We start from the raw sequence: 18916 nt of genomic DNA on the forward strand, positions 1-18916 counted from the left end.
GGCGCCGTCCCGCCGGCGCCCGCCGTCAGGCCGGCCCGCGGAGGGCCGGCCGCCGTCCTCCGGCCGCCGCTACTCCGGCCGGATCTCCCGACCGGTGCGGACGACCGCGTGCAGCAGCTCGCCCACCTCGGCGGCGGTGGTGTGCGGGTTGAGCAGGGTCAGCTTCAGGCGGACCCGGCCCGGGCCCTCGCCGGGGAGTTCGGTCCGGCCGACCACCGCGCGACCGGTGCGGAGCAGCGTGCGGCGCACCTCGGCGTTGACCTCGTCGAGCACGGCCTGGTCCTGATCGCCGGGCGGGCGGTAGCGGAACACCACGGTGGTGAGGACGGGTTCCGCGTGCAGTTCCAGTTCGGGCTCGGCACGGACGGCTCCGGCGGCGTCCAGGGCCAGCTGGTGGCAGGCGTCGACCAGCCGGCCGAGTCCGGCACGGCCGAGCGTGCGCAGGGTGACGGCGATCTTGAAGGCGTCGGCACGCCGGGTGGTGCGCAGCGACCGGCCCAGCAGGCTGGGGTAGCCGGCCTGCTCGTCGTCGGCCGGGTTGAGGTACTCGGCGCGGCGGGCGAGCGACACGTAGGTCTCGGCGCGGCGGACCAGGAAGACCCCGGCGGCGGCCGGCTGCCAGCCGAGCTTGTGCCAGTCGAGGGAGACGGAGTCGGCGCGGGCGATGCCGTCGAGCAGCGGGGCGAGGCGGTCGGAGAGCAGCGCGCCGCCACCGTAGGCGGCGTCGACGTGCAGCCAGGCGCCGTAGCGGGCGGCGAGGTCGGCGGCGGTGTGCAGCGGGTCGATCGCGCCGGTGTCGGTGGTGCCCGCGGTGGCGACGACGGCGATCGGGGTCCGCCCGGCCCAGCTGGTCTCGGCCAGGGCGCGGGCCAGGCCGTCCGGGTCCATGCGCAGTTCGCGGTCGACGGGGACGGGGACGACGGCGCGTTCGCCCAGGCCGAGCAGGGCGGCGGCGCGCTGGACGGAGAAGTGCGCGGCCTGCGAGGCGATGATCCTGGGCGTGGCACCGGCCGGGAGGCCGTCCAGCTCCACGATGCCGTCGAGCTTCTGGTCGCGGGCCAGCATCAGGCCCATCAGGTTGGACTCGGTGCCGCCGGAGGTCAGCACGCCGGCCGCGTGGGCCGGGTCGTAGCCGACCAGGGCGGCGAGCTCGGCGAGCAGCGCGGTCTCCAGCGCGGTGGCGGCGGGGGCCTGGTCCCAGGAGTCCTGGGAGGGGTTGAGCGCGCTGACGGCGAGGTCCGCGGCGGCCGCGACGGCCAGCGGCGGGCAGTGCAGATGGGCGGCGCAGGCCGGGTCGGCGGGGTCGGCGGCGCCGAGGGTGAGCAGTTCGGTGAGGGTGGCGAGCGCCTGCGGGCCGTGCGCGCCGGCCAGCCCCTCCGCGACCCGGGCGGCGATCCCGGCCGGGTGGCCGGCGGGCAGGGGGCCGCCGCGCCGGGCGGCCCCGGCGTCCAGCGCGTCCAGCACGGTGGCCAGCAGGGGGCCGAGCGCGGCCGGGCCCGCCGTCCCGCCGGCCAGCGCGTCGAGCGGCGCGGCCGGGTCGTCGGGGAGGCCGGACTCCTCCGGCTCCCCGGCGGGGCCCGGCCCGCCCACGGGCCCGCTCACCGGGCCCCCGCCACGCCCGAGGCCGCGCCCTGCGCCGCGCCCGACGTGGTGCCCGGCACGACCGGGACGTCGGCCCGGGCGGCAGCGGCGATGGCGTCCGCGAGCCGGTCGAGGACGGCGTCGGCCTGCTCGTCGGTGATGGTGAGCGGCGGCAGCAGGCGCAGCACCGCGTCGTGCCGGCCGCCGAGTTCGACGATCAGCCCGCGTGCGAGGCAGGCCTCGCGGACCCGGACGGCGAGGGCGGGCGCGGCCGGGCGGGCCCCGCAGCTGTCCGGTTCGGCCGTCGGGTCGACCAGTTCGACGCCGATCATCAGCCCGCGTCCGCGGACGTCGCCGATCACCGGGAGCTCTCCGGCCAGTGCGCGCAGCCGCCCGGTCATCCGGGCGCCGACCAGCGCGGCCCGCTCGGCCAGCCCGTGCGCGGCGACGTACCGGAGGGTGGCCGCGCCGGCCGCCATGGCGAGGGTGTTGCCGCGGAACGTACCGGTGTGCGCGCCCGGGCGCCAGCCGTCGTACTCCGCGCGGTAGACGACGACGGCGAGCGGCAGGCTGCCGCCGATCGCCTTGGAGAGCACCATGGCGTCCGGGACGATCCCGCTGTGCTCGACCGCCCACATCGCGCCGGTGCGGCCGACACCGGTCTGCACCTCGTCCACGATCAGCGGGATGCCGCGCTCGGCGGTGATCCGGCGCATCGCGCGCAGCCAGTCGTCGGGGGCGGGGACGACGCCCCCCTCGCCCTGCACGGCCTCCAGGACCATCGCCGCGGGCCGCACGACGCCGCCCGAGGGGTCGTCCAGCAGCCGCTCGGCGTAGGTCGCGGCGAGCCCGGCGCCCGCCTCGCCGCCGACCCCGAACGGGCAGCGGTAGCCGTACGGGTAGGGCAGCCGGGTGACCTCGCCACCGCCCGGCAGCGGCTCCTTGACGGCGACGTTCCCGGTCAGCGCGAGGGCTCCGGCGGTCATGCCGTGGTAGGCGCCGGTGAAGGCGAGGGCGCCGGAGCGGCCGGTGGCGGTCTGCATCAGCTTGAGCGCGGCCTCGACGGCGTCCGTCCCGGCGGGCCCGCAGAAGTGCACCCGGGCCTGTTCGGCGAACTCCCGGGGCAGGCTCTCGAACAGGGCGGTGGTGAAGTCGTCCTTCTCGGCGGTGGCGAGGTCCAGCAGGTGCAGCGGGGCGCCGCTGTCGAGGGTGCGGCGGATCGCCTCCAGGACGACCGGGTGGTTGTGGCCGAGTGCCAGGGTGCCCGCGCCGGAGAGGCAGTCGAGGTAGCGGCGGCCGTCGGCGCCCTCGACGGTCATGCCGTGGGCGCGCACCGGGACGATCGGGAACGAGCGGGCGTAGGTGCGGGCGGCGGACTCGCGGACGCGCTGGCGGCGCAGGATGGCGTCGCCGCCCTGGGCCTGGGCGGGGACGGCGGCGGGCCCGGTGGCGGGGACGGCGGCGAGCGTCAAGGCGGACTCCCGAGAAGTTAGGTAAGCCTAACTTTACTTCCCTGGCCTGGCCGGATGCGCCCCGGGGGGCGAGAACCACCCGCGCGGGTGACCCGGGTCCCGCCAGTCCAACGAGCGGCCGGGCCGGAGGTTACGGCCCTCGCGCTACCCTCGCCCCCATGTCGCCCTTCACCCCCGCCTCCCCCTACGAGGCCGAACTGGCCCGCACCCGCGAGTTCTTCGGCGCCCGCGCCGCCGGCTGGGACGCCCGCTTCCCCGACGACGGCCCGCGCTACGCCGCCGCGATCACCGAACTCGGCCTGCGGGAGGGCGACTCCGTCCTCGACGCCGGCTGCGGCACCGGCCGTGCGCTCCCCCTGCTGCGCGCGGCGACCGGCCCCTCCGGCCGGGTCATCGGCGCGGACGTCACCCCCGAGATGCTGCACGAGGCGGCCGCCCGTCACCCCGGCACCGCAACCCTGCTGCTGGCCGACTGCGCCCGCCTCCCGCTCCCCGACGCCACCCTCGACGCCGTCTTCGCCGCCGGCCTGATCTCCCACCTCCCCGACCCGGCCCGCGCCTTGCGCGAACTCGCCCGCGTCTGCCGCCCCGGCGCCGCGCTCGCCCTCTTCCACCCCGTCGGCCGCGCCGCCCTCGCCGCCCGCCACGGCCGCGAACTCACCCCCGAGGACCTGCGCGCCGAGCCCAACCTCCGCCCCCTCCTGACCGCCGCCGGCTGGCGACTGGACAGCTATACGGACACGAACGACCATTACCTCGCGCGGGCGACACGGGTCAAACCCTAGTTGACACCGCCGGTGGTAACCTGGCCGCATGTCCGAACCGATGGATGCAGCGCCGGCGTCGCGCCCGGTGAAGAAGTACAGCGTTTCGATGCCCGAGGACGTGGCCGAGGAGGTCCGCACCCGGGTCGGAAAGGGGTCGTTCAGCGCTTACGTCACCGCTGCGGTCAGACAGGCGATAGAGCGTGAGCGCCTTGCCGAACTGGTCGACGACTACATCCGCCGCAACGGTGAGATCCCTGAAACCGCCCGCGCCCAGGCCGCCCGCGAGGCCGAGGAAGCAGAGCGGAGGTACGCTCAGTGGCTCGCCGAACAGGAGACCAACGAGTCCCTGGCAAGCTGACGCCGGGAGCGCTGGTGCTCGACAGCGAGGGCCTCTCCCGCGCGGTCGCCGAAGATCCCCTCGTGATGGCCCGGATCGACCACGCCAAGACTCACGGCGCCAGGGTCGTCATCAGCACGCTCACGCTGATCGAGGCGATGAATCCGCAGCAGCCGCAGCCCCGTTGGGACTTCGTCGTCTCCCGGCTCAACGTCGAGGAGGTGACCCGGCAGTTGACCCACCGGGCCATGGAGCTCCTCAGGGCAGCCGGGCTGCACGGGCACAAGTACGCGATCGACGCCGTCGTCGCAGCCACCGCGATGGCGCAGCCGGGGCCCGTTCGGCTCCTCACCAGCGACGTCGACGACATGGCGAAGCTCTGCGACAAGCGGATCATGCTGATCCCCGTCTGACCCTCACCCGCCCCCGCCGCCCGTCCAGCGGTAACAGAGCTCCGGGCGGCCCACGTTGCCGTACTGGGGTTCGCGGGCGGCGAGGCCGCTGTCGACGAGGTGTTCGAGGTACCGGCGGGCGGTGATCCGGGAGACGCCGGCGGCGGCACCGGCGGCGGCCGCGGAGAGCCCGGTGCGGGCGTCGCGCAGGACGGTGGCGACGGTGTCCAGGGTGGGCGCGCTCAAGCCCTTGGGGAGGGCGGTGCGTTCGGGGGTGCGCAGGAGCGAGAGGGCCTGGTCCACCTCGTCCTGGCCGGTGGCCTCGCCGGTGCGGGCGAGGGTGTCGCGGTAGCGGGCGTACCGCTCCAGGCGGTCGTGCAGGGCGGCGGCACTGAAAGGCTTGAGCAGGTACTGGACGACGCCCGCCGAGACGGCCTGGCGGACCATCGCGAGGTCGCGGGCGGAGGTGACCGCGATGACGTCCGTGGTGTGGCCGGCCGCGCGCAGCGTGCCGCAGAGCTGGAGGCCGTGCCCGTCCGGGAGGTAGAGGTCGAGCAGGGTGAGGCCGACGGGGGTGCCCGCGGCGCGGGCGCGGTCGAGGAAGCGCAGCGCGTCCGCGCAACTGTGCACCGTCCCGGCGGCCCGGAAACCCGGCTCGCGCTGGACGTAGAGCGTGTGGGCGGCGGCGGCCACCGGGTCGTCCTCCACCACCAGGACGGAGATCTCGGGCCGGGACGGGGGGCGGGTCACGACGCCACCGCCTCGAACCGCCCGGGTACCCGGACCAGCGGCAGCCGCACGGTGAGCACCGCGCCGCGGTCCCGGCCGACCTCGACGGTGCCGCCGTTGCGCCGGGCGGCCTGGGCGACGAGGGCCAGTCCCAGCCCGTGCCCGCGGCCGTCCTGCTTGGTGCTCCAGCCGCGCCGGAACACGTCGTCCACGGCGGCCGGGTCGATGCCGGCGCCGGTGTCGGCGACCCGCAGCAGCAGGTGCCCGCCGTCGCGGGGCGTGGCGTCGATCCGGGCGGTGACGGTGACTTCGGGCGGGTCGGGGCTCTCGGCGGCGCCGGCGATCGCCGCGTCCACCGCGTTGTCGACCAGGTTCCCGAGAACGGTGATCAGGTCGCGGGCGGAGAGGCCGGGCGGCAGCACGCCGTCGTCGATCCGGCTGTCCTCGGTGAGCGTCAACTCCACCCCGCGCTCGGCGGCCTGGGCGGCCTTGCCGAGCAGCAGCGCGGCCAGCACCGGCTCGCCGACGGCGGCGACCACGCGGTCGGTGAGCTGCTGGGCGAGGGCGAGTTCGGCGGTGGCGAACTCCACCGCCTCCTGGTGACGCCCGAGTTCGATCAGCGAGACGACGGCGTGCAGCCGGTTGGCGGCCTCGTGCGCCTGCGCACCGAGCGCCTCGGTGAAGCCGCGCACGGAGTCCAGCTCCCCGCTCAGCGACTGGAGTTCGGTGTGGTCGCGGAGGGTGAGGACGCGGCCGAGGCCGGTGCCGATGGTGGAGGTGTTGAGCACCACGACGCGCTCGGCGGTGAGATGGACCTCGTCCCGGACCGGCTCCGCCCCGAGCACGGCCGCCACCAGCGCCTCCGGCAGCCCCAGCCCGTCCACCGGGCGCCCCTCCAAGTCCCCGGTCAGCCCGAGGAGTTCACGGGCCGCGTCGTTGCAGAGCACCACCCGGTGGCGGCGGTCGAGCAGCACCAGGCCCTCGCGCACCGAGTGCAGGGTGGCCTGGTGGTACTCGTACAGGTGGCTGAGCTCGGCCGGCCCCATGCCGTGGGTGTGCCTGCGCAGCCTGGAGTTGGCGAGGTAGGTGCCGAGCCCGCCGAGCGCCAGCGCGGCCACCGCCACCCCGACCAGGGCGAGCAGCGGCCCGCTCAGCTGCGCGGAGATGGACTTCACCGTGATCCCCGCACTGACCAGCGCCACCACCCGGTGCCGCTCGTCGAACACCGGGGTCACCACCCGGACGGACGGGCCGAGCGTCCCGGTGTACGTCTCGCTGCGGGTCTCCCCGGCGAGCGCCCAGTCGATGTGGCCGAGGAAGGTCCTGCCGATCTGCTCGGGCAGCGGGTGGGTCCAGCGCACCCCGGCGGTGTCCATCACCGTGATGAACGAGACCCCGGTGTCGGCCCGGACCTGTTCGGCGTACGGCTGGAGGACGGCGGTCGGGTCGGGCCCGGTGACGGCGGCCCGGACGGACGGCGAGTCGGCGACCGCCTCGGCGACGGCGGTGACCTGGCTGCGCGCCGCGGCCTCGGTCCGGTCGGCGGTGAACAGGTAGGCCAGCACGGCGCCGCCCGCCACCACGGCGGCGACGATGACCACCTGGACGACGAAGAGCTGTCCGGCCAGACTGCGCACCAGCCGGCGCGGCGTGCCGGGCACCGGCCGACGGCGCGGCGTGGGGAGCGTGCGCGGGGACATGCCTGCCAGTGTGCACCACGGCCGGGCCCGGTCCGGGCGGCCTGCGGACCGCGGGGAGGGGCGAACCCGGCGCGGGCGCACGTGAACTCTATGAACGCAAACGTGACCCCCGTCACCCCGCGGCCCCATAGTCGGAGCGGCCCACCACCCGGGGCCGCCAGGACTGCATGGCGAAGGAGCCGCAGATGTCGATCACCGGAGCAGGACCGCAGGCGGGGGTCAGACGGAAGGACCGCACCCACTACCTCTATCTCGCGGTGATCGCGGCCGTGGTCGCGGGCGTGGTGGTCGGCCTGGCCGCACCGGGGTTCGCCGTGGAGCTGAAGCCGGTCGGGACGGGCTTCGTCAACCTGATCAAGATGATGATCAGCCCGGTCATCTTCTGCACCATCGTGCTCGGCATCGGCTCGGTGACCAAGGCCGCCAAGGTCGGCAAGGTCGGCGGCCTGGCCCTCGGCTACTTCCTCACCATGTCGACGGTGGCGCTGGCCATCGGCCTGGTGGTCGGCAACCTGCTGGAGCCCGGCGGCGGACTGCACCTGACCGCCGCGCTGGCCAAGTCCGGGCACGCCCAGGCCGCTGCCGGAGCCGCCCAGTCCACCACCGACTTCCTGCTCGGGATGATCCCGACCACCATGCTCTCGGCCCTCACCGAGGGCAAGGTGCTGCAGACCCTGCTGGTCGCCCTGCTCGCGGGCTTCGCCCTCCAGGCGATGGGACCGGCCGGCACGCCCGTCCTGCGCGGGATCGAGCACGTCCAGCGACTGGTCTTCCGGGTCATGTCGATGATCATGTGGGTGGCCCCGGTCGGCGCCTTCGGGGCCATGGCGGCGGTGGTCGGCGCGACCGGCACGGCCGCGCTGAAGAGCCTCGCCGTCATCATGATCGGCTTCTACATCACCTGCGCGCTCTTCGTGGTCGTGGTGCTCGGCACGCTGCTCCGGCTGGTCGCGGGCGTCAACGTGTTCACGCTGCTGCGCTACCTGGGCCGCGAGTTCCTGCTGATCCTCTCCACCTCCTCCTCGGAGAGCGCGCTGCCCCGGCTGATCGCCAAGATGGAGCACCTGGGCGTCAGCCGCCCGGTCGTCGGCATCACCGTTCCGACCGGCTACAGCTTCAACCTCGACGGCACGGCGATCTACCTGACCATGGCCTCGATCTTCATCTCGGAGGCGATGGACAAGCCGATGTCGCTGGGCGAGCAGGCCTCGCTGCTGGTCTTCATGGTGATCGCCAGCAAGGGCGCGGCCGGCGTCACCGGCGCCGGGCTGGCCACCCTGGCCGGCGGGCTCCAGTCCCACAAGCCGGCGCTGGTGGACGGCGTCGGCCTGATCGTCGGCATCGACCGCTTCATGTCGGAGGCCCGGGCGCTCACCAACTTCGCGGGCAACGCCGTCGCCACCGTGCTGATCGGCCACTGGACCGGCGAGTTCGACCGCGAGCGGGCCCGGCAGGTCCTGGCGGGCGAGGTGCCGTTCGACGAGCGGACGCTGGTCGACGCGCACGGCGCTCCGGACTCGCCCGCCGACCTGGCCGCGCCGGGGACCGCCGGCGCCCCTGACGCCGTCCCCGCGCTGCCGGGCGCCGTTCCGCCGCAGGGCGGGGCACCGAGCACGACGGCCGCCTGACCGCCCCTCCCCCGGCCACCACACTCCCCGGCCCGGCGCCGCAAGCCCAACCCCCCGGGCGGCGCCGGGCCGGGGTCCGTCCGCACCGGTCGGAGTCCGTCCGCACCGGACCGGGGGCCGTGGCGGCCGCGCCCGGGTCCGCGTCGCACGTGGCCGGCGCGTCCGCGTTCGCGCCGGGCCCGGGCGTACGCGTCAGGGCCCGGGATCCCTCCCGCGCCGGGCCCGGGCGTACGCGTCAGGGCTCGTCCGAGCCGCTGACCGCCCAGCTCAGACCGGTCGCCGGATCCTCCATCGCGACGTGCACGTGCCGCAGGTCGTCCGCCGGGTCGCACCAGGTGAAGCACCGCATCCGGGCCACCAGGGCGTTCACCTCCACACGGTTCGGCCCCTCCCCGCCGGCCATCGCGCCGAGCGCCCGCCAGAGCGCCAGCCGGCCGTCCGCCGAGCCCTGCGAGCGCTCCGCGGAGCCCGCCTGGACCAGCACCGGATAGGCGATCGCGAACGGGAGGTACCCGCCGGTGACCCGTCGCCCCGGAGCCAGCTGCCCCGCCGCCTGCGGCGCCGGGCCCCGGACGCAGGCCACCTCCGCCCACTCCGCCAGCGCGGCCAGCGCCCGCGTCGCCCGTTGTCCGCGCAACCGGCCGCCCGGCTCGGGCAGCAGCACCGGGCCCAGGCCCTCCCGGGTGGCGGGGAGCGTGAGCAGTGCGCTGCGCGAGCCGCCACGCGGCAGGTAGTCGCGGACCCGGGTGCCCTCGCCCCAGCCCGCGGACTCCCAGGGTTCCAGCACCAGCGGGACGCCCTCCGGATCTGGTTCGGCGCCGTGGGAGAGGTCCTCGCCGAGCAGCACCCGGGTGTGCGCGACCAGCCGTCGCACCCACGCCGGGCCGAGCAACGGGGCCAGCCGCAGCCACGAGTGCCGGGTGGCGAGCACCTCCCACAGCGGCCCGGAGTCGTGGTCGGCCACCCCGGCGGCGGTCCCGGGGCCGCCGTCCGGATCGAACAGGCGGACGGCCACCTCGGGCGGCGCGGCGTACGCGATCAGATGGCCGAGCGGCGCGGTGACGGCCGCCGCCCGCTCCTCGCCCGCGCGCGCGACGGCGACGGCGCGGGCCTGCCGGTAGGAGCCCAGCAGTTCGGGCCAGCGGCCGTCCTCGACCAGGGTGCGGAGCCGGTGCTCCTCGTACGCGATCACGATGCGCAGCGTACGGGCCCCGGCGGCACATCAGCTGACATGTCGTCAGCCCGGTGCGTCGGGCCGGGGCGCCGGCAGCGTCACGTCGCTGCCGCCGTGGCCGCCACGGCCGCCCTCGCCGTCCCCTCCACCGGCCTCGCCGTCGACCTCCCCGTCGGCCCCGCCACCGGCCTCGCCGTCGACCCCGTCGCCAGCCTCCCCGCCGGCCCGCCCGCACGCGGGCCCGGGTCCGCGCCGGCCGGGTTCGCGCTCGCGTTCGAGCAGGGCCCGGAGCCGGCCCAGCGCGCGACGGCGGGTGACGGCCAGCGTGGACCGGTGCACACCCAGCAGGGCGGCCGCCTCGTCGACCGAGTACCCGTCGAGGTCGACCAGCGCCACCGCGCGGGCCTGCTTGACCGTGAGGCAGCCCAGCAGCCGGACCACCTCCCAGCGCGCCTGCAACTCCCCCAGCCCGCCCCCGAGCGGATCCGTCCGGGCGCGCTCCCCCTCGAAGGGGTCCGGCACGACCAGCCGCCGGCGGTCCCGGCGCCACTGGTCGCGCACGAGGTTCGCCATCGTGGTGACCGCATAGGCATAGGGCTGCGGGTGCCCGAGGAACCGCCCGGGCCTGCGGGCGATGCGCAGATAGGCCTCGTGCACGACGTCCCCGGCCGCACAGGGACTCCCGACGAGGGAGACGGCCGCCCGGTGGAGCCGCGGCAGCATTTCCGTGAACACCCGGTTGAATTCCGCCGATTCCGGATCGGCCGCCAGGGGCGCCGCCGCTCCGGGAGCAGCAGCGACGCCCGAATCCCGCCCACTCCGGCACCGGCCGGTGAATTCCATGCCGCTCCCCTCGGAAATCGGCACCCCGAAGGCACGGTTGACGATCCGATCGCCGACCAGCCTGTGACGCACATCACATCATAGTTCGTCATCTCACCGTGCGCAGTTATTCGTGTGCAATGCGTCATCTCCCGGGCGGGGCAGGGGAATTGTCGGAGTCTGCCGCCGCCCGGCCGGAGGGCAGGCACCACGAGCGAGGAGAGATCACCATGTCAGGTTGCATCGCCCGGAACACCGCCAGGCTCGGGATGGTGGCCGCGGCCGCCCTCGGCGTGCTCGGCACCACGACCCTGCCGGCCGGAGCCGCCGCACCGGCCGCCGACCAGAGCATCTCCGCCGGCTCGGCCGCCGCGGCGCCCGCGGTCGCCACCGCCTCCTACCACTGCACCATCACCGCCGACTACGGCTGGCGCTGGGAGGGCAACTGCCGGATCTAGTCCGGCCAGCTGCGCACCATCACCTACTGCGCCAACGGCACCTCCACCACCGGCCTCTGGATCGGCGCCCGGCCCGAGCCGTGGGCGGTCTGGGGCAACTGCCCGGGCTCCAGCTGGACCAGGATCGTCTTCCAGAGCCGCGGCTGACCCGACTCACGACCGGCCGGGCCACGACCGGCCGGGCCGCCCGACCCGCCCGCGGCAGCACGCCCGGCCGACGGGCACCGACGGCGCGAGGGGTGCCACCCGTGCGGGGGGCACCCCTCGCGCCCTGCCGCGCAGGGCCGTCGGCACGCCCCGGGGCGCGTCCGGCTCCGAATCAGCCGAGGGGCGCCCCCGCGTCGGCCAACAGACGGGCGGCGTGCACCCGGCCGGCGTGCTCGACCAGGTTGATCAGCACCTCCTTGCCCGAGGCGCGGCGACGCGCATCGCAGAGCACCACCGGGGTGCCGGACTCCAGGTCCAACGCCCGGGCGACCTCGTCGGGCCCGTAGTCCCGGGTGCCGGCGAAGCGGTTGACCGCCACCACGAACGGGATGCCCCGGTGCTCGAAGAAGTCCACGGCGGGGAAGCAGTCCGTCAGCCGGCGGGTGTCGGCCAGCACCACCGCGCCGAGCGCGCCCTGCGCCAGCTCGTCCCAGAGGAACCAGAACCGGTCCTGGCCCGGGGTGCCGAAGAGGTAGACGGACAGCCCCTCGCGGATGGTGATCCGGCCGAAGTCCATGGCCACCGTGGTGGTGCTCTTCTGCTCGACCCCGCCGGTGTCGTCCACTCCCCGTCCGGCCTCGGTGAGCAGCTCCTCGGTGCGCAGCGGGCGGATCTCGCTGACCGAGCCGACCAACGTGGTCTTGCCGACCCCGAACCCGCCCGCCACCAGGATCTTCAGGGCGAGCACCGGGGAGTCCGCCAGGGTCTCCTCCTCGTCCTCGTCCTCGGGTCCGGGCCCGGGGCCGGGGCGGGGTCCGGGTGGGCCGTCCCCGTACAGGCGGTCCGCGGAGGAGCGCTCGCGGTGCGGCCGGTCGGTGCAGCACCCGTCGGCGCAGGGCCCGTCGGTGCTGGACCCGTCGGCGTGCGGGTGGCCGTGGTGCGGGTGGTCAGAGTGCGCGGAGTCCATGGACGACCTCCTGGAGGATGCGCTCGTCAGGGAGCAGTGCGGGCGGGACGGGACGGCCGACCCGGATGTACCCGGCCGCCAGCAGGTCGCCGAGCAGCACCCGGACCACGCCGAGCGGCAGGTCGAGGCCGGCGGCGATCTCGGCCACCGGAAGGCCGCCGCCCCGGCAGAGGCCGAGGATCCGGGCCTGCTCGGGCCCGACCGGCAGGTCCGGCGCGTCGGGGAACCCGGCGGGGTCCGGGACCTCGCTGACCACCAGCGCGATCAGGTCGAACTCCGGCCCGCTGGGCCTCGTCCGTCCCCGTGTCATCGCGTACGGGCGGACCAGCGGCCCGGCCTCGTCGTCGTACCAGTGCGAGCGGTGGGCGGCGGCGAGCGGGTTGCGGTGCTGGTGCGGACGCGGCACCGGGTTCACCGGCCGTCCGCGCTGCGCGGTGGTGTGAACAGGTGCTCGCCGACCCGGCGGACCAGTCTGGCCATCTCGTAGGCGACCAGGCCGAGGTCGGCGTCGGCGGTGGAGAACACCGCCAGGCAGGTGCCCTCGCCCGCGGCGGCCACGAACAGGAAGCCGTGCTCCAGCTCCACCATGGTCTGGCGGACCTCGCCGGCCCCGAAGTGCCGCCCGGCCCCCTTGGCCAAGCTGTGGAAGCCGGAGGCGACCGCGGCCAGGTGCTCGCCGTCCTCACGGCCGAGGCCGGCCGAAGTGCCCATGGCCAGGCCGTCGGCGGAGAGCATCACGGCGAACCGGATCTCGGCGACGCGCGAAACCAGCTCGTCGAGAAGCCAGTTGAGCTCTCCCGCGCGGTGGGTGGTGCCGATCATGGGCGCTCTCCTTCAGGGTGGTGCGGTGGGAGTGGGTGGTGCGGGGGTGGCGGTGTCCGGTCCGGACGCCGACCCGGACGGCTGTCCGGCCACCGTCGCTCCGGGAGCCCGTCCCCCCGGTCGTCCGGGCCCTTGCCGCGGGCCCAGCCGGCCTGGAAGGCGGACATCGCGGCGCGGGCCGCCTCCGGGTCCCGGCCGGACTCGTGCGCGCCGGTTGGGCGACGGCGGCCGGGCCGCGGCGGCGGGGCCTCGCGCAACTGCGGGACCAGGCTGGCCTGGCGGACCCGCCGGGGCAGTCCGTCCGGTTCCGCGGGCCCGGCCCGCCCGGTGAGCCTGGCCGGCTCCGCGGGTCCGGCGCCCGGCCGGGCGGTGGGGGCTGCCGCCGGGCCGTCCGCCCGGGCGCCGGAGGCCCGGAACGGGACCGGGCGCAGGACCCCGGGGTCGCCGCCCCGGGCTCCGAACGCCAGCAGTGCCCCGCCCTCCGACGACGGCCCGGTACCCGGCAGTCCGCCCGCCGGGGTGGACCCGGGCCTCACGAAGACAGGCCCGGGTCCGGACCCGGCCGGCACGGAGTCGGACCCGGACGGCACGGACTCGGGCCCGGCCGGCACGAACTCGGGCCCGGCCAGCACGGACTCGGGCCCGGCCGGCGCGAAGGCGGGCCTGCCCTCGTGCTCGGCGAACGCGTGGGGCTGCACGGACTCGGGCCCGTCGGCATCAGCCACGTGAAAGGCGTGTAAGGTGTACCGGTGCCCCCCGGCCGGGCGCCCGGTGGGCCCACCCACCATCGGTTCGACATCCAACTCCGCTACCGCTGAAGGGCGTTCCCTGCGCCCCCGCAGGCCGTCACCGGCCAGCAGGACGGTGGGCAGCAGCACCACGGCGGTGGTCCCGCCGTAGGCGGAGGTCTGCAACGACACCCGGACACCGTGCCGCCGGGCCAGCCGGCTGACCACGAACAGGCCGAGCCGGTCGCTGTCGAAGAGATCGGTCTGCTCGGCCGCGGCGATCCGCCGGTTGGACTCGGCGAGCACCTCCGGCCCCATCCCGAGGCCGCGGTCCTCGATCTCCAACGCGTAGCCGTTGCCGACCCGTTCGCCCCGGATGTGCACCCTGGTGTGCGGCGGCGAGAAGCCGGTCGCGTTCTCGACCAGTTCGGCGACGAGGTGGGTGAGGTCGGCGACGGCCTGGCCGGTGACCGCCACGTGCGAGAACCGGTGCACCTCGACGCGGGCGTACTCCTCGACCTCGGAGACCGCGGCGCGCACCACGTCCAGCAGCGGGACCGGCTTGCGCCAGGCCCGGCCGGGGGCTGCACCGGAGAGGATGATCAGGCCCTCCGCATGGCGGCGCATCCGGGTGGTGAGGTGGTCCAGCCGGAAGAGGTCCGCCAGCTCGGCCGGGTCCTCGGTCCGCCTCTCCATGGCGTCCAGCAGGGTCAGTTGGCGGTGCACCAGCACCTGACTGCGCCGGGCGAGGTTGACGAAGACCCCGGAGACCCCGGAGAGCACCTCGGCCCGTTCGACCGCCGCGGTGACCGCCGCCCGCTGGACGGTGCCGAGCGCGCCGTGCACCTGGCCGATCTCGTCGCCGCCGTGGACCGGCGCGGACACCTCCGCGTCGATGTCCACCTCCTCCCCCGCGCGCAACCGCCTGATCGTGGCGGGGAGCTTGCGTCCGGCCAGCTCAAGTGCCGAGTTCCGCAGGCCGATCAGCTCGGTGACCAGCCCGCGCCCGATCTGCACCGAGATCACCAGTGAGGCCACCACGCCGACCAGCCCGAGCAGCACGGCCAGCCCGGCCGGGGTGAACAGGCCCAGCGCATACGGGTCCTCCCGCTCGGACGCCGCCCGGCCCGCCGTGTCCTCGACGGCGCGCAGGTCGCGGGCGACGTTGCCGACCGTCACCGACCACCGGTCGGACGGGACGGCGGCCACCGCGGCGCGACCGTCGGCGGCGGCGCGGACCCTGTCCTCGTAGGAGGTGAGGTCCCGGTGGTCCTGACCGCCGGTGACGGCGAGCAGGGCGGCGCGGTCCCCGGGGCGCAGATCGGCGGCCGAACCCTGCTCGAACTGGCGGCGGGCGAAGGCGGCACCGGAGAACTCCCGCAGTTGCTCCTCGGTGAGGCCGCCGGCGAGCTGGGCGGTGCGCAGCAGGGCGTCCTCGCGGCTGAGGAGTTCACGTGAGCGGGCGAACTCCAGCAGCACCCGGGCGTCCGAGGCGACCCGGTGGTCCTGCATCGGTGTGAGCGCGCCGGCCACCGCCAGCGCCCGGTCCACGGCGGCACCGTACGCGGCGTAGGCCTCGGGCCAGCCGACACCGCGGGCCAGCACCCGGCTGCGCAACTCCGGCAGCCCGCCGGCGGCCACGCCGAGCGCGTCGAGCCGGGCGACGACCTCCGGGCCCAGTCCCAGGGCGTCGGCCCGGTTGTACCCCTGCCCGCCCTGCCCGTTGTCGTTCTGACCGTTGTCGTTCTGACCGTTGTCACCCTGACCGTTGTCGTCCTGCCCGCCGGGCCCCTGGCTTCCCGGGGCCCGGCCGCCGCCCGCCCGGGTGTCGAAGAACAGCGGGGCGAGGGCACGGTCGGTCACGGCGGCGGCCTCACGCAGGGCACTCTCCCGGGTGGCCCCGGGGGCGGCCAACACCTCGCCGGCGGCGGCGCGTTCGGCCTGGAGTCCGGCCACGGTCGCGCCGACGGGGGTGAGGACGGTGCGCTGGGCCTCGCGCAGTCGCATCAGGTCCCAGACGTCCTGGGCGGCGGTGACGCTGGCGAACCCCCAGAGCGCCAGGACGGAGACGACGGGGACCATCAGCAGCGCCACGATCCGGGCCCGCACGGTCCGGGGTCGCAGGCCGCGGAGCCCGCGCGGCCCGGGACGGGGGCTGCGGCGGTCGGCTTCACGAGCCGGCCGGGCGGGCGGCCCGGCGTGGGCACCCCGGCGGGTACCGGGTGCGGTGCCGCGGCTTTCGCGCATGGGTGAGGAGCCTTTCGGGCGGGGTCGGTCGGTGAGGGGGGATCCGTGCAGTGGGGCGGCGGAGCAGTCCGGCGAAGGCCCACGACGGCCGGCTTCCGGCCTCGGGCCTCGGGCTTCCGACAGCCGACGGCCGGCCTCCGGCGTCCGCGGACGGCCCCGGCCGGGGCGGCCGGCCTGCTCAGGCCGCGCGGTGGTGCTCCCCCGGCGCCGGGCTCGCGGCCGTCGTCGGGAACTCCTCGATGGTCAGCTCACCCGCCTCCCGGTAGGCGGCACGCTCCTGGGCCGTCGGGGAGAGGGCGACGAAGGCCGAGGTGAGGAAGAGGAAGGAGCCGAGGCCGACCGCGAGCGGGAAGACGAACTCCATCGGTGCGGCCCCGCCGAGCCCGCTCCGGACGGGCTCCAGGTGGACGTGGACGGCGGCCATGCCGGTGTAGTGCATGCAGCTCACCGCGAGGCCCATCACGAGCGAGGCGCCCACCGCGGCGTACACGTTGCGGATGGTCACGGCGGCCCAGAGGGCGGCGGTGGCGGCGCCGACGGCGATCAGCACGGAGAGCGCGACCGTGCCCGGGTCGTAGTGCAGGCCGCCGTGCAGTCGCAGGGCCGCCATGCCGAGGTAGTGCATCGCGGCCACGCCGAGGCCGGTGGTGAGCCCGCCCGTCAGCAGTGCCAGGCCCCGGTGCCGCCCGTAGCCGACGGCGACCGTCCCGAGCCCGGTGACCAGGACCGCGACCAGCAGGCTGAGCACGGTCAGCGGGACGTTGTAGCGCAGCTCCGTGCCGTCGACCGCGAAGCCGAACATGGCGACGAAGTGCATCGTCCAGATCCCGGACCCGATCGCGGCGGCCGCCGTGAGCAGCCAGTTCCGGCGCGAGGCTCCGGTGGCGGCGAGGCCGCGCAGGGTGCAGCGCAGACCCAGCGCGGCCCCGGCGCACGCCACCACGTAGGAGAGTGCGGGCGTGAGCCAGCCGGAACTGAAGTGGTTCATCGTGCCCATGGGACCTCCGGTCGACCGGTCGGGCCCGGGGCGGTGGACGCCGGGCCCGGGCTCCCTGGGCCGGGCGGACTCCGCGTGGAGGGCGTCGGGCGGTGACCGCTCCGGGCCGGTCGGGACCAGTCCGGGGGATCGATCACCCGTCATATGCCAGCCGCACGTGCGCTTCCGGTCCGGGGTGCGTGGGACGCTATCGGGGCCCCGAACGGGTTACGCGAAGATGTGAAAAGCTGCCCGCGCCGTGCGGGCGCTGTGTTCGAATGGGTTGGTCCTGTGCCCGCGCGCCCCGTCCCGGGCACCCGGTCCGCGCTCCGGCTCCCGCCCACGTGACCGCTCCCGCCCGGGCGCCAGGTCCGACCCCGGACCCGGCGCGGTCCGCCCCGGGCCCGCGGCCTGAGCACGGCGGGGAACGGACGGCGACGGCCCCGTCAGCGCGGCGCGACCCGAATCCGCATCGGGCTGTCCACCCGCAGCGTGATGCCCTGGCCGAGCGCCACCCGGCGATCGATCACCTCGAAGTCGAAGTCGCGCAGCAGCACTCCCAGGGCGAGCACCGACTCCAGCATCGAGAAGTGCTGCCCGATGCAGGCCCGCGGGCCGCCGCCGAACGGGTACCAGGCGTACCGGTGGCGCCCCTTCTCCCGCTCGGGCAGGAAGCGGTCCGGGTCGAACCGCTCCGGCTCCTCCCAGTGGTCGGGGTGCCGGTGGGTCGCCAGCGGCATCAGCAGCACCTGCGCACCGGCCGGGATGACGTGCCCGTCGATCACCGTCTCGTTCACCGCCCGGCGCCCCGTCGCCGAGGCCGCCGGGTAGAGCCGCATCGCCTCCTTCACCACCCGGGTGAGGTACGGCAGCGCGTCCAGGTCGGCGGCGGTCGGCTCGCGTCCGGCGAGCACCGACTCGGCCTCCTCCTGGGCCCGGCGCCGCTCCTGCGGGTGCCCCGCCAGCAGGTGGAGGGCGAAGGCGAGCGAGGTGGCCGTGGTCTCGTGGCCCGCCAGTAGGAAGATCAGCACCTGGTCGCGCAGCTCCGCGGGGTCGAGCTGCTCGCCGTCCTCCCCGCGCGCGAGGGTGAGCAGCGCCAGCAGGTCGTCCGACCTGCTCCCGGCGTCCGGACGGAGGGCGCGCTCGGCGATGATCCGGTCGCAGACCGCGTAGAGGTCCCGCTGCGCCCGGGCGCCGCGCCGGTTGGCGGGGGTCGGCCAGCCGCGCGGTGTGCGGACGGGCGAGAATCCGCGTCCCAGGATGTACTCCCCCAGTGCCGGGAAGCTGCGGCGCACGACGTCGACCGCCTCCTCCGCGTCGGCGCCGAACAGGATGCGGGAGACCGTGCGCAGCGCGAACCGGGACATCTCGTCGGCCGCGTCCACCACCCCGCCCGGCACCGCCCTCCAGCGCTCGGCCAGTGCCTGCACCTCCAGGGCGATCGCATCCGCGTAGCCGTCGACCCTGCGGCGGGTGAAGAGCGGCTGGATCAGCCGGCGCTGGCGCTGGTAGTCGTCGTCCTGGCTGGTCAGCAGGCCGTTGCCGACGCTGGTCCGCAGCTCGTCGTAGAAGGCGTGCTCCTTGCGGAAGTTGGCGGCCTCGCTGCCGAGCACCTGCTGGACGCCCTCCGGCGAGAAGATCAGGAAGAACTCGGCCCTCAGCCCGGGCGGCCCGGCGGTGATCCGGACGACGTCACCGTAGTCGCGCCGGGCCGCCAGGTAGGTCCGCAGCGGGCGGCGGGTCAGGTCGAACATCGAGCCGATCAGCGGGAGTCCGGGCGGGCCGGGCACCCGGGCGTTCGCGGTGGTCATCTGGGCCTCCTCCAGTGGCGACCCACCAAAGTAACTGACGAGTAGTCATCGGTGAAGGGTGCGCCCCGGGGCGGGCGCGCGGGGGGCCCCCCGCCCCCCCCGCCCCCCCCCCCCCCCCCCCCCCCCCCCGACCCCCCCCCCCCCCCCCCCCCCGACGG

At 75.8% G+C, this 18916-nt stretch carries 17 protein-coding genes; 5 read left to right on the plus strand and 12 right to left on the minus strand.

The features are described 5' to 3' along the window. Positions 1-69 precede the first annotated feature (69 nt). On the minus strand, positions 70-1515 hold the full coding sequence (locus ACFC1F_RS08520) for a pyridoxal phosphate-dependent decarboxylase family protein (RefSeq protein WP_376156694.1): 1446 nt from the start codon (positions 1513-1515) through the stop codon (positions 70-72). Positions 1516-1598: 83 nt separating this feature from the next. After that, positions 1599-3053: a diaminobutyrate--2-oxoglutarate transaminase gene (locus ACFC1F_RS08525; protein ID WP_376156599.1), complete on the minus strand. Its 1455-nt coding sequence runs from the start codon at positions 3051-3053 to the stop codon at positions 1599-1601. Between the two features lie 158 nt (positions 3054-3211). Here ACFC1F_RS08525 and ACFC1F_RS08530 point away from each other — a divergent pair, with 158 nt between their 5' ends. The 3 genes from ACFC1F_RS08530 to ACFC1F_RS08540 all read left to right on the plus strand — a co-directional run bounded on the left by ACFC1F_RS08530 (position 3212) and on the right by ACFC1F_RS08540 (position 4570). Then, entirely contained in the window at positions 3212-3838 is a 627-nt protein-coding gene (locus tag ACFC1F_RS08530; protein WP_376156601.1) for a class I SAM-dependent methyltransferase, read from the plus strand. A gap of 28 nt (positions 3839-3866) precedes the next feature. Next, positions 3867-4178: a hypothetical protein gene (locus ACFC1F_RS08535; RefSeq protein ID WP_376156602.1), complete on the plus strand. Its 312-nt coding sequence runs from the start codon at positions 3867-3869 to the stop codon at positions 4176-4178. 65 nt (positions 4179-4243) lie between these two features. After that, a complete protein-coding gene (locus ACFC1F_RS08540; protein ID WP_376156695.1) occupies positions 4244-4570 on the plus strand; it encodes a DNA-binding protein in 327 nt (108 codons plus the stop codon). 3 nt (positions 4571-4573) lie between these two features. Here the strand turns inward: ACFC1F_RS08540 and ACFC1F_RS08545 are convergent, their stop codons facing one another. Together ACFC1F_RS08545 and ACFC1F_RS08550 are read right to left on the minus strand one after the other, a co-directional pair. Continuing rightward, positions 4574-5299, minus strand: coding sequence for a response regulator (locus ACFC1F_RS08545; RefSeq protein ID WP_209409275.1), 726 nt, complete (start codon positions 5297-5299; stop codon positions 4574-4576). Next, positions 5296-6978, minus strand: coding sequence for an ATP-binding protein (locus ACFC1F_RS08550; RefSeq protein ID WP_376156604.1), 1683 nt, complete (start codon positions 6976-6978; stop codon positions 5296-5298). The genes ACFC1F_RS08545 and ACFC1F_RS08550 overlap by 4 nt, the downstream gene beginning before the upstream one ends. A gap of 185 nt (positions 6979-7163) precedes the next feature. Here ACFC1F_RS08550 and ACFC1F_RS08555 point away from each other — a divergent pair, with 185 nt between their 5' ends. After that, complete coding sequence (locus ACFC1F_RS08555; protein WP_376156606.1) at positions 7164-8606, plus strand: cation:dicarboxylate symporter family transporter; 1443 nt, start codon at positions 7164-7166, stop codon at positions 8604-8606. A 235-nt stretch (positions 8607-8841) separates the two neighbouring features. On the opposite strand, the gene ACFC1F_RS08560 is transcribed toward ACFC1F_RS08555, so the two are convergent. Then, positions 8842-9798, minus strand: a complete 957-nt coding sequence (locus ACFC1F_RS08560) for a hypothetical protein (RefSeq protein ID WP_376156607.1) — start codon at positions 9796-9798, stop codon at positions 8842-8844. Between the two features lie 45 nt (positions 9799-9843). Beyond that, on the minus strand, positions 9844-10515 hold the full coding sequence (locus ACFC1F_RS08565; RefSeq protein ID WP_376156609.1) for an RNA polymerase sigma factor: 672 nt from the start codon (positions 10513-10515) through the stop codon (positions 9844-9846). Between the two features lie 317 nt (positions 10516-10832). On the opposite strand from ACFC1F_RS08565, the gene ACFC1F_RS08570 reads away from it, so the two are divergent. Next, positions 10833-11060, plus strand: a complete 228-nt coding sequence (locus ACFC1F_RS08570; RefSeq protein ID WP_376156611.1) for a hypothetical protein — start codon at positions 10833-10835, stop codon at positions 11058-11060. 319 nt (positions 11061-11379) lie between these two features. On the opposite strand, the gene ACFC1F_RS08575 is transcribed toward ACFC1F_RS08570, so the two are convergent. The 6 genes from ACFC1F_RS08575 to ACFC1F_RS08600 all read right to left on the minus strand — a co-directional run bounded on the left by ACFC1F_RS08575 (position 11380) and on the right by ACFC1F_RS08600 (position 18758). Beyond that, a complete protein-coding gene (locus tag ACFC1F_RS08575) occupies positions 11380-11970 on the minus strand; it encodes an ATP/GTP-binding protein (RefSeq protein WP_376156697.1) in 591 nt (196 codons plus the stop codon). 184 nt (positions 11971-12154) lie between these two features. After that, on the minus strand, positions 12155-12484 hold the full coding sequence (locus ACFC1F_RS08580; protein ID WP_307852895.1) for a DUF742 domain-containing protein: 330 nt from the start codon (positions 12482-12484) through the stop codon (positions 12155-12157). A 101-nt stretch (positions 12485-12585) separates the two neighbouring features. Then, a complete protein-coding gene (locus ACFC1F_RS08585; RefSeq protein ID WP_209409293.1) occupies positions 12586-12996 on the minus strand; it encodes a roadblock/LC7 domain-containing protein in 411 nt (136 codons plus the stop codon). Continuing rightward, the gene (locus ACFC1F_RS08590) at positions 12993-15833 is read right to left on the minus strand and encodes a nitrate- and nitrite sensing domain-containing protein (RefSeq protein WP_376156612.1); all 2841 of its coding nucleotides are present in this window, start codon (positions 15831-15833) and stop codon (positions 12993-12995) included. Before ACFC1F_RS08590 ends, ACFC1F_RS08585 begins: the two co-directional genes overlap by 4 nt. A gap of 316 nt (positions 15834-16149) precedes the next feature. Next, a complete protein-coding gene (locus ACFC1F_RS08595; RefSeq protein WP_376156614.1) occupies positions 16150-16968 on the minus strand; it encodes an MHYT domain-containing protein in 819 nt (272 codons plus the stop codon). 425 nt (positions 16969-17393) lie between these two features. Next, on the minus strand, positions 17394-18758 hold the full coding sequence (locus ACFC1F_RS08600) for a cytochrome P450 (RefSeq protein WP_376156616.1): 1365 nt from the start codon (positions 18756-18758) through the stop codon (positions 17394-17396). Positions 18759-18916: the final 158 nt, after the last annotated feature.

The organism is Kitasatospora sp. NPDC056181 (assembly GCF_042266225.1).
Taxonomy (GTDB): domain Bacteria; phylum Actinomycetota; class Actinomycetes; order Streptomycetales; family Streptomycetaceae; genus Kitasatospora.

Excerpts from the sequence above, each read along its gene's own strand:
- ACFC1F_RS08600 (WP_376156616.1), bottom strand. The coding sequence starts at position 18,758 with ATGACCACCGCGAACGCCCGGGTGCCCGGCCCGCCCGGACTCCCGCTG.
- ACFC1F_RS08530 (WP_376156601.1), top strand. The coding sequence starts at position 3,212 with ATGTCGCCCTTCACCCCCGCCTCCCCCTACGAGGCCGAACTGGCCCGC.
- ACFC1F_RS08555 (WP_376156606.1), top strand. The coding sequence starts at position 7,164 with ATGTCGATCACCGGAGCAGGACCGCAGGCGGGGGTCAGACGGAAGGAC.
- ACFC1F_RS08535 (WP_376156602.1), top strand. The coding sequence starts at position 3,867 with ATGTCCGAACCGATGGATGCAGCGCCGGCGTCGCGCCCGGTGAAGAAG.
- ACFC1F_RS08540 (WP_376156695.1), top strand. The coding sequence starts at position 4,244 with ATGGCCCGGATCGACCACGCCAAGACTCACGGCGCCAGGGTCGTCATC.
- ACFC1F_RS08550 (WP_376156604.1), bottom strand. The coding sequence starts at position 6,978 with ATGTCCCCGCGCACGCTCCCCACGCCGCGCCGTCGGCCGGTGCCCGGC.
- ACFC1F_RS08595 (WP_376156614.1), bottom strand. The coding sequence starts at position 16,968 with ATGGGCACGATGAACCACTTCAGTTCCGGCTGGCTCACGCCCGCACTC.
- ACFC1F_RS08580 (WP_307852895.1), bottom strand. The coding sequence starts at position 12,484 with ATGACACGGGGACGGACGAGGCCCAGCGGGCCGGAGTTCGACCTGATC.
- ACFC1F_RS08585 (WP_209409293.1), bottom strand. The coding sequence starts at position 12,996 with ATGATCGGCACCACCCACCGCGCGGGAGAGCTCAACTGGCTTCTCGAC.
- ACFC1F_RS08570 (WP_376156611.1), top strand. The coding sequence starts at position 10,833 with ATGTCAGGTTGCATCGCCCGGAACACCGCCAGGCTCGGGATGGTGGCC.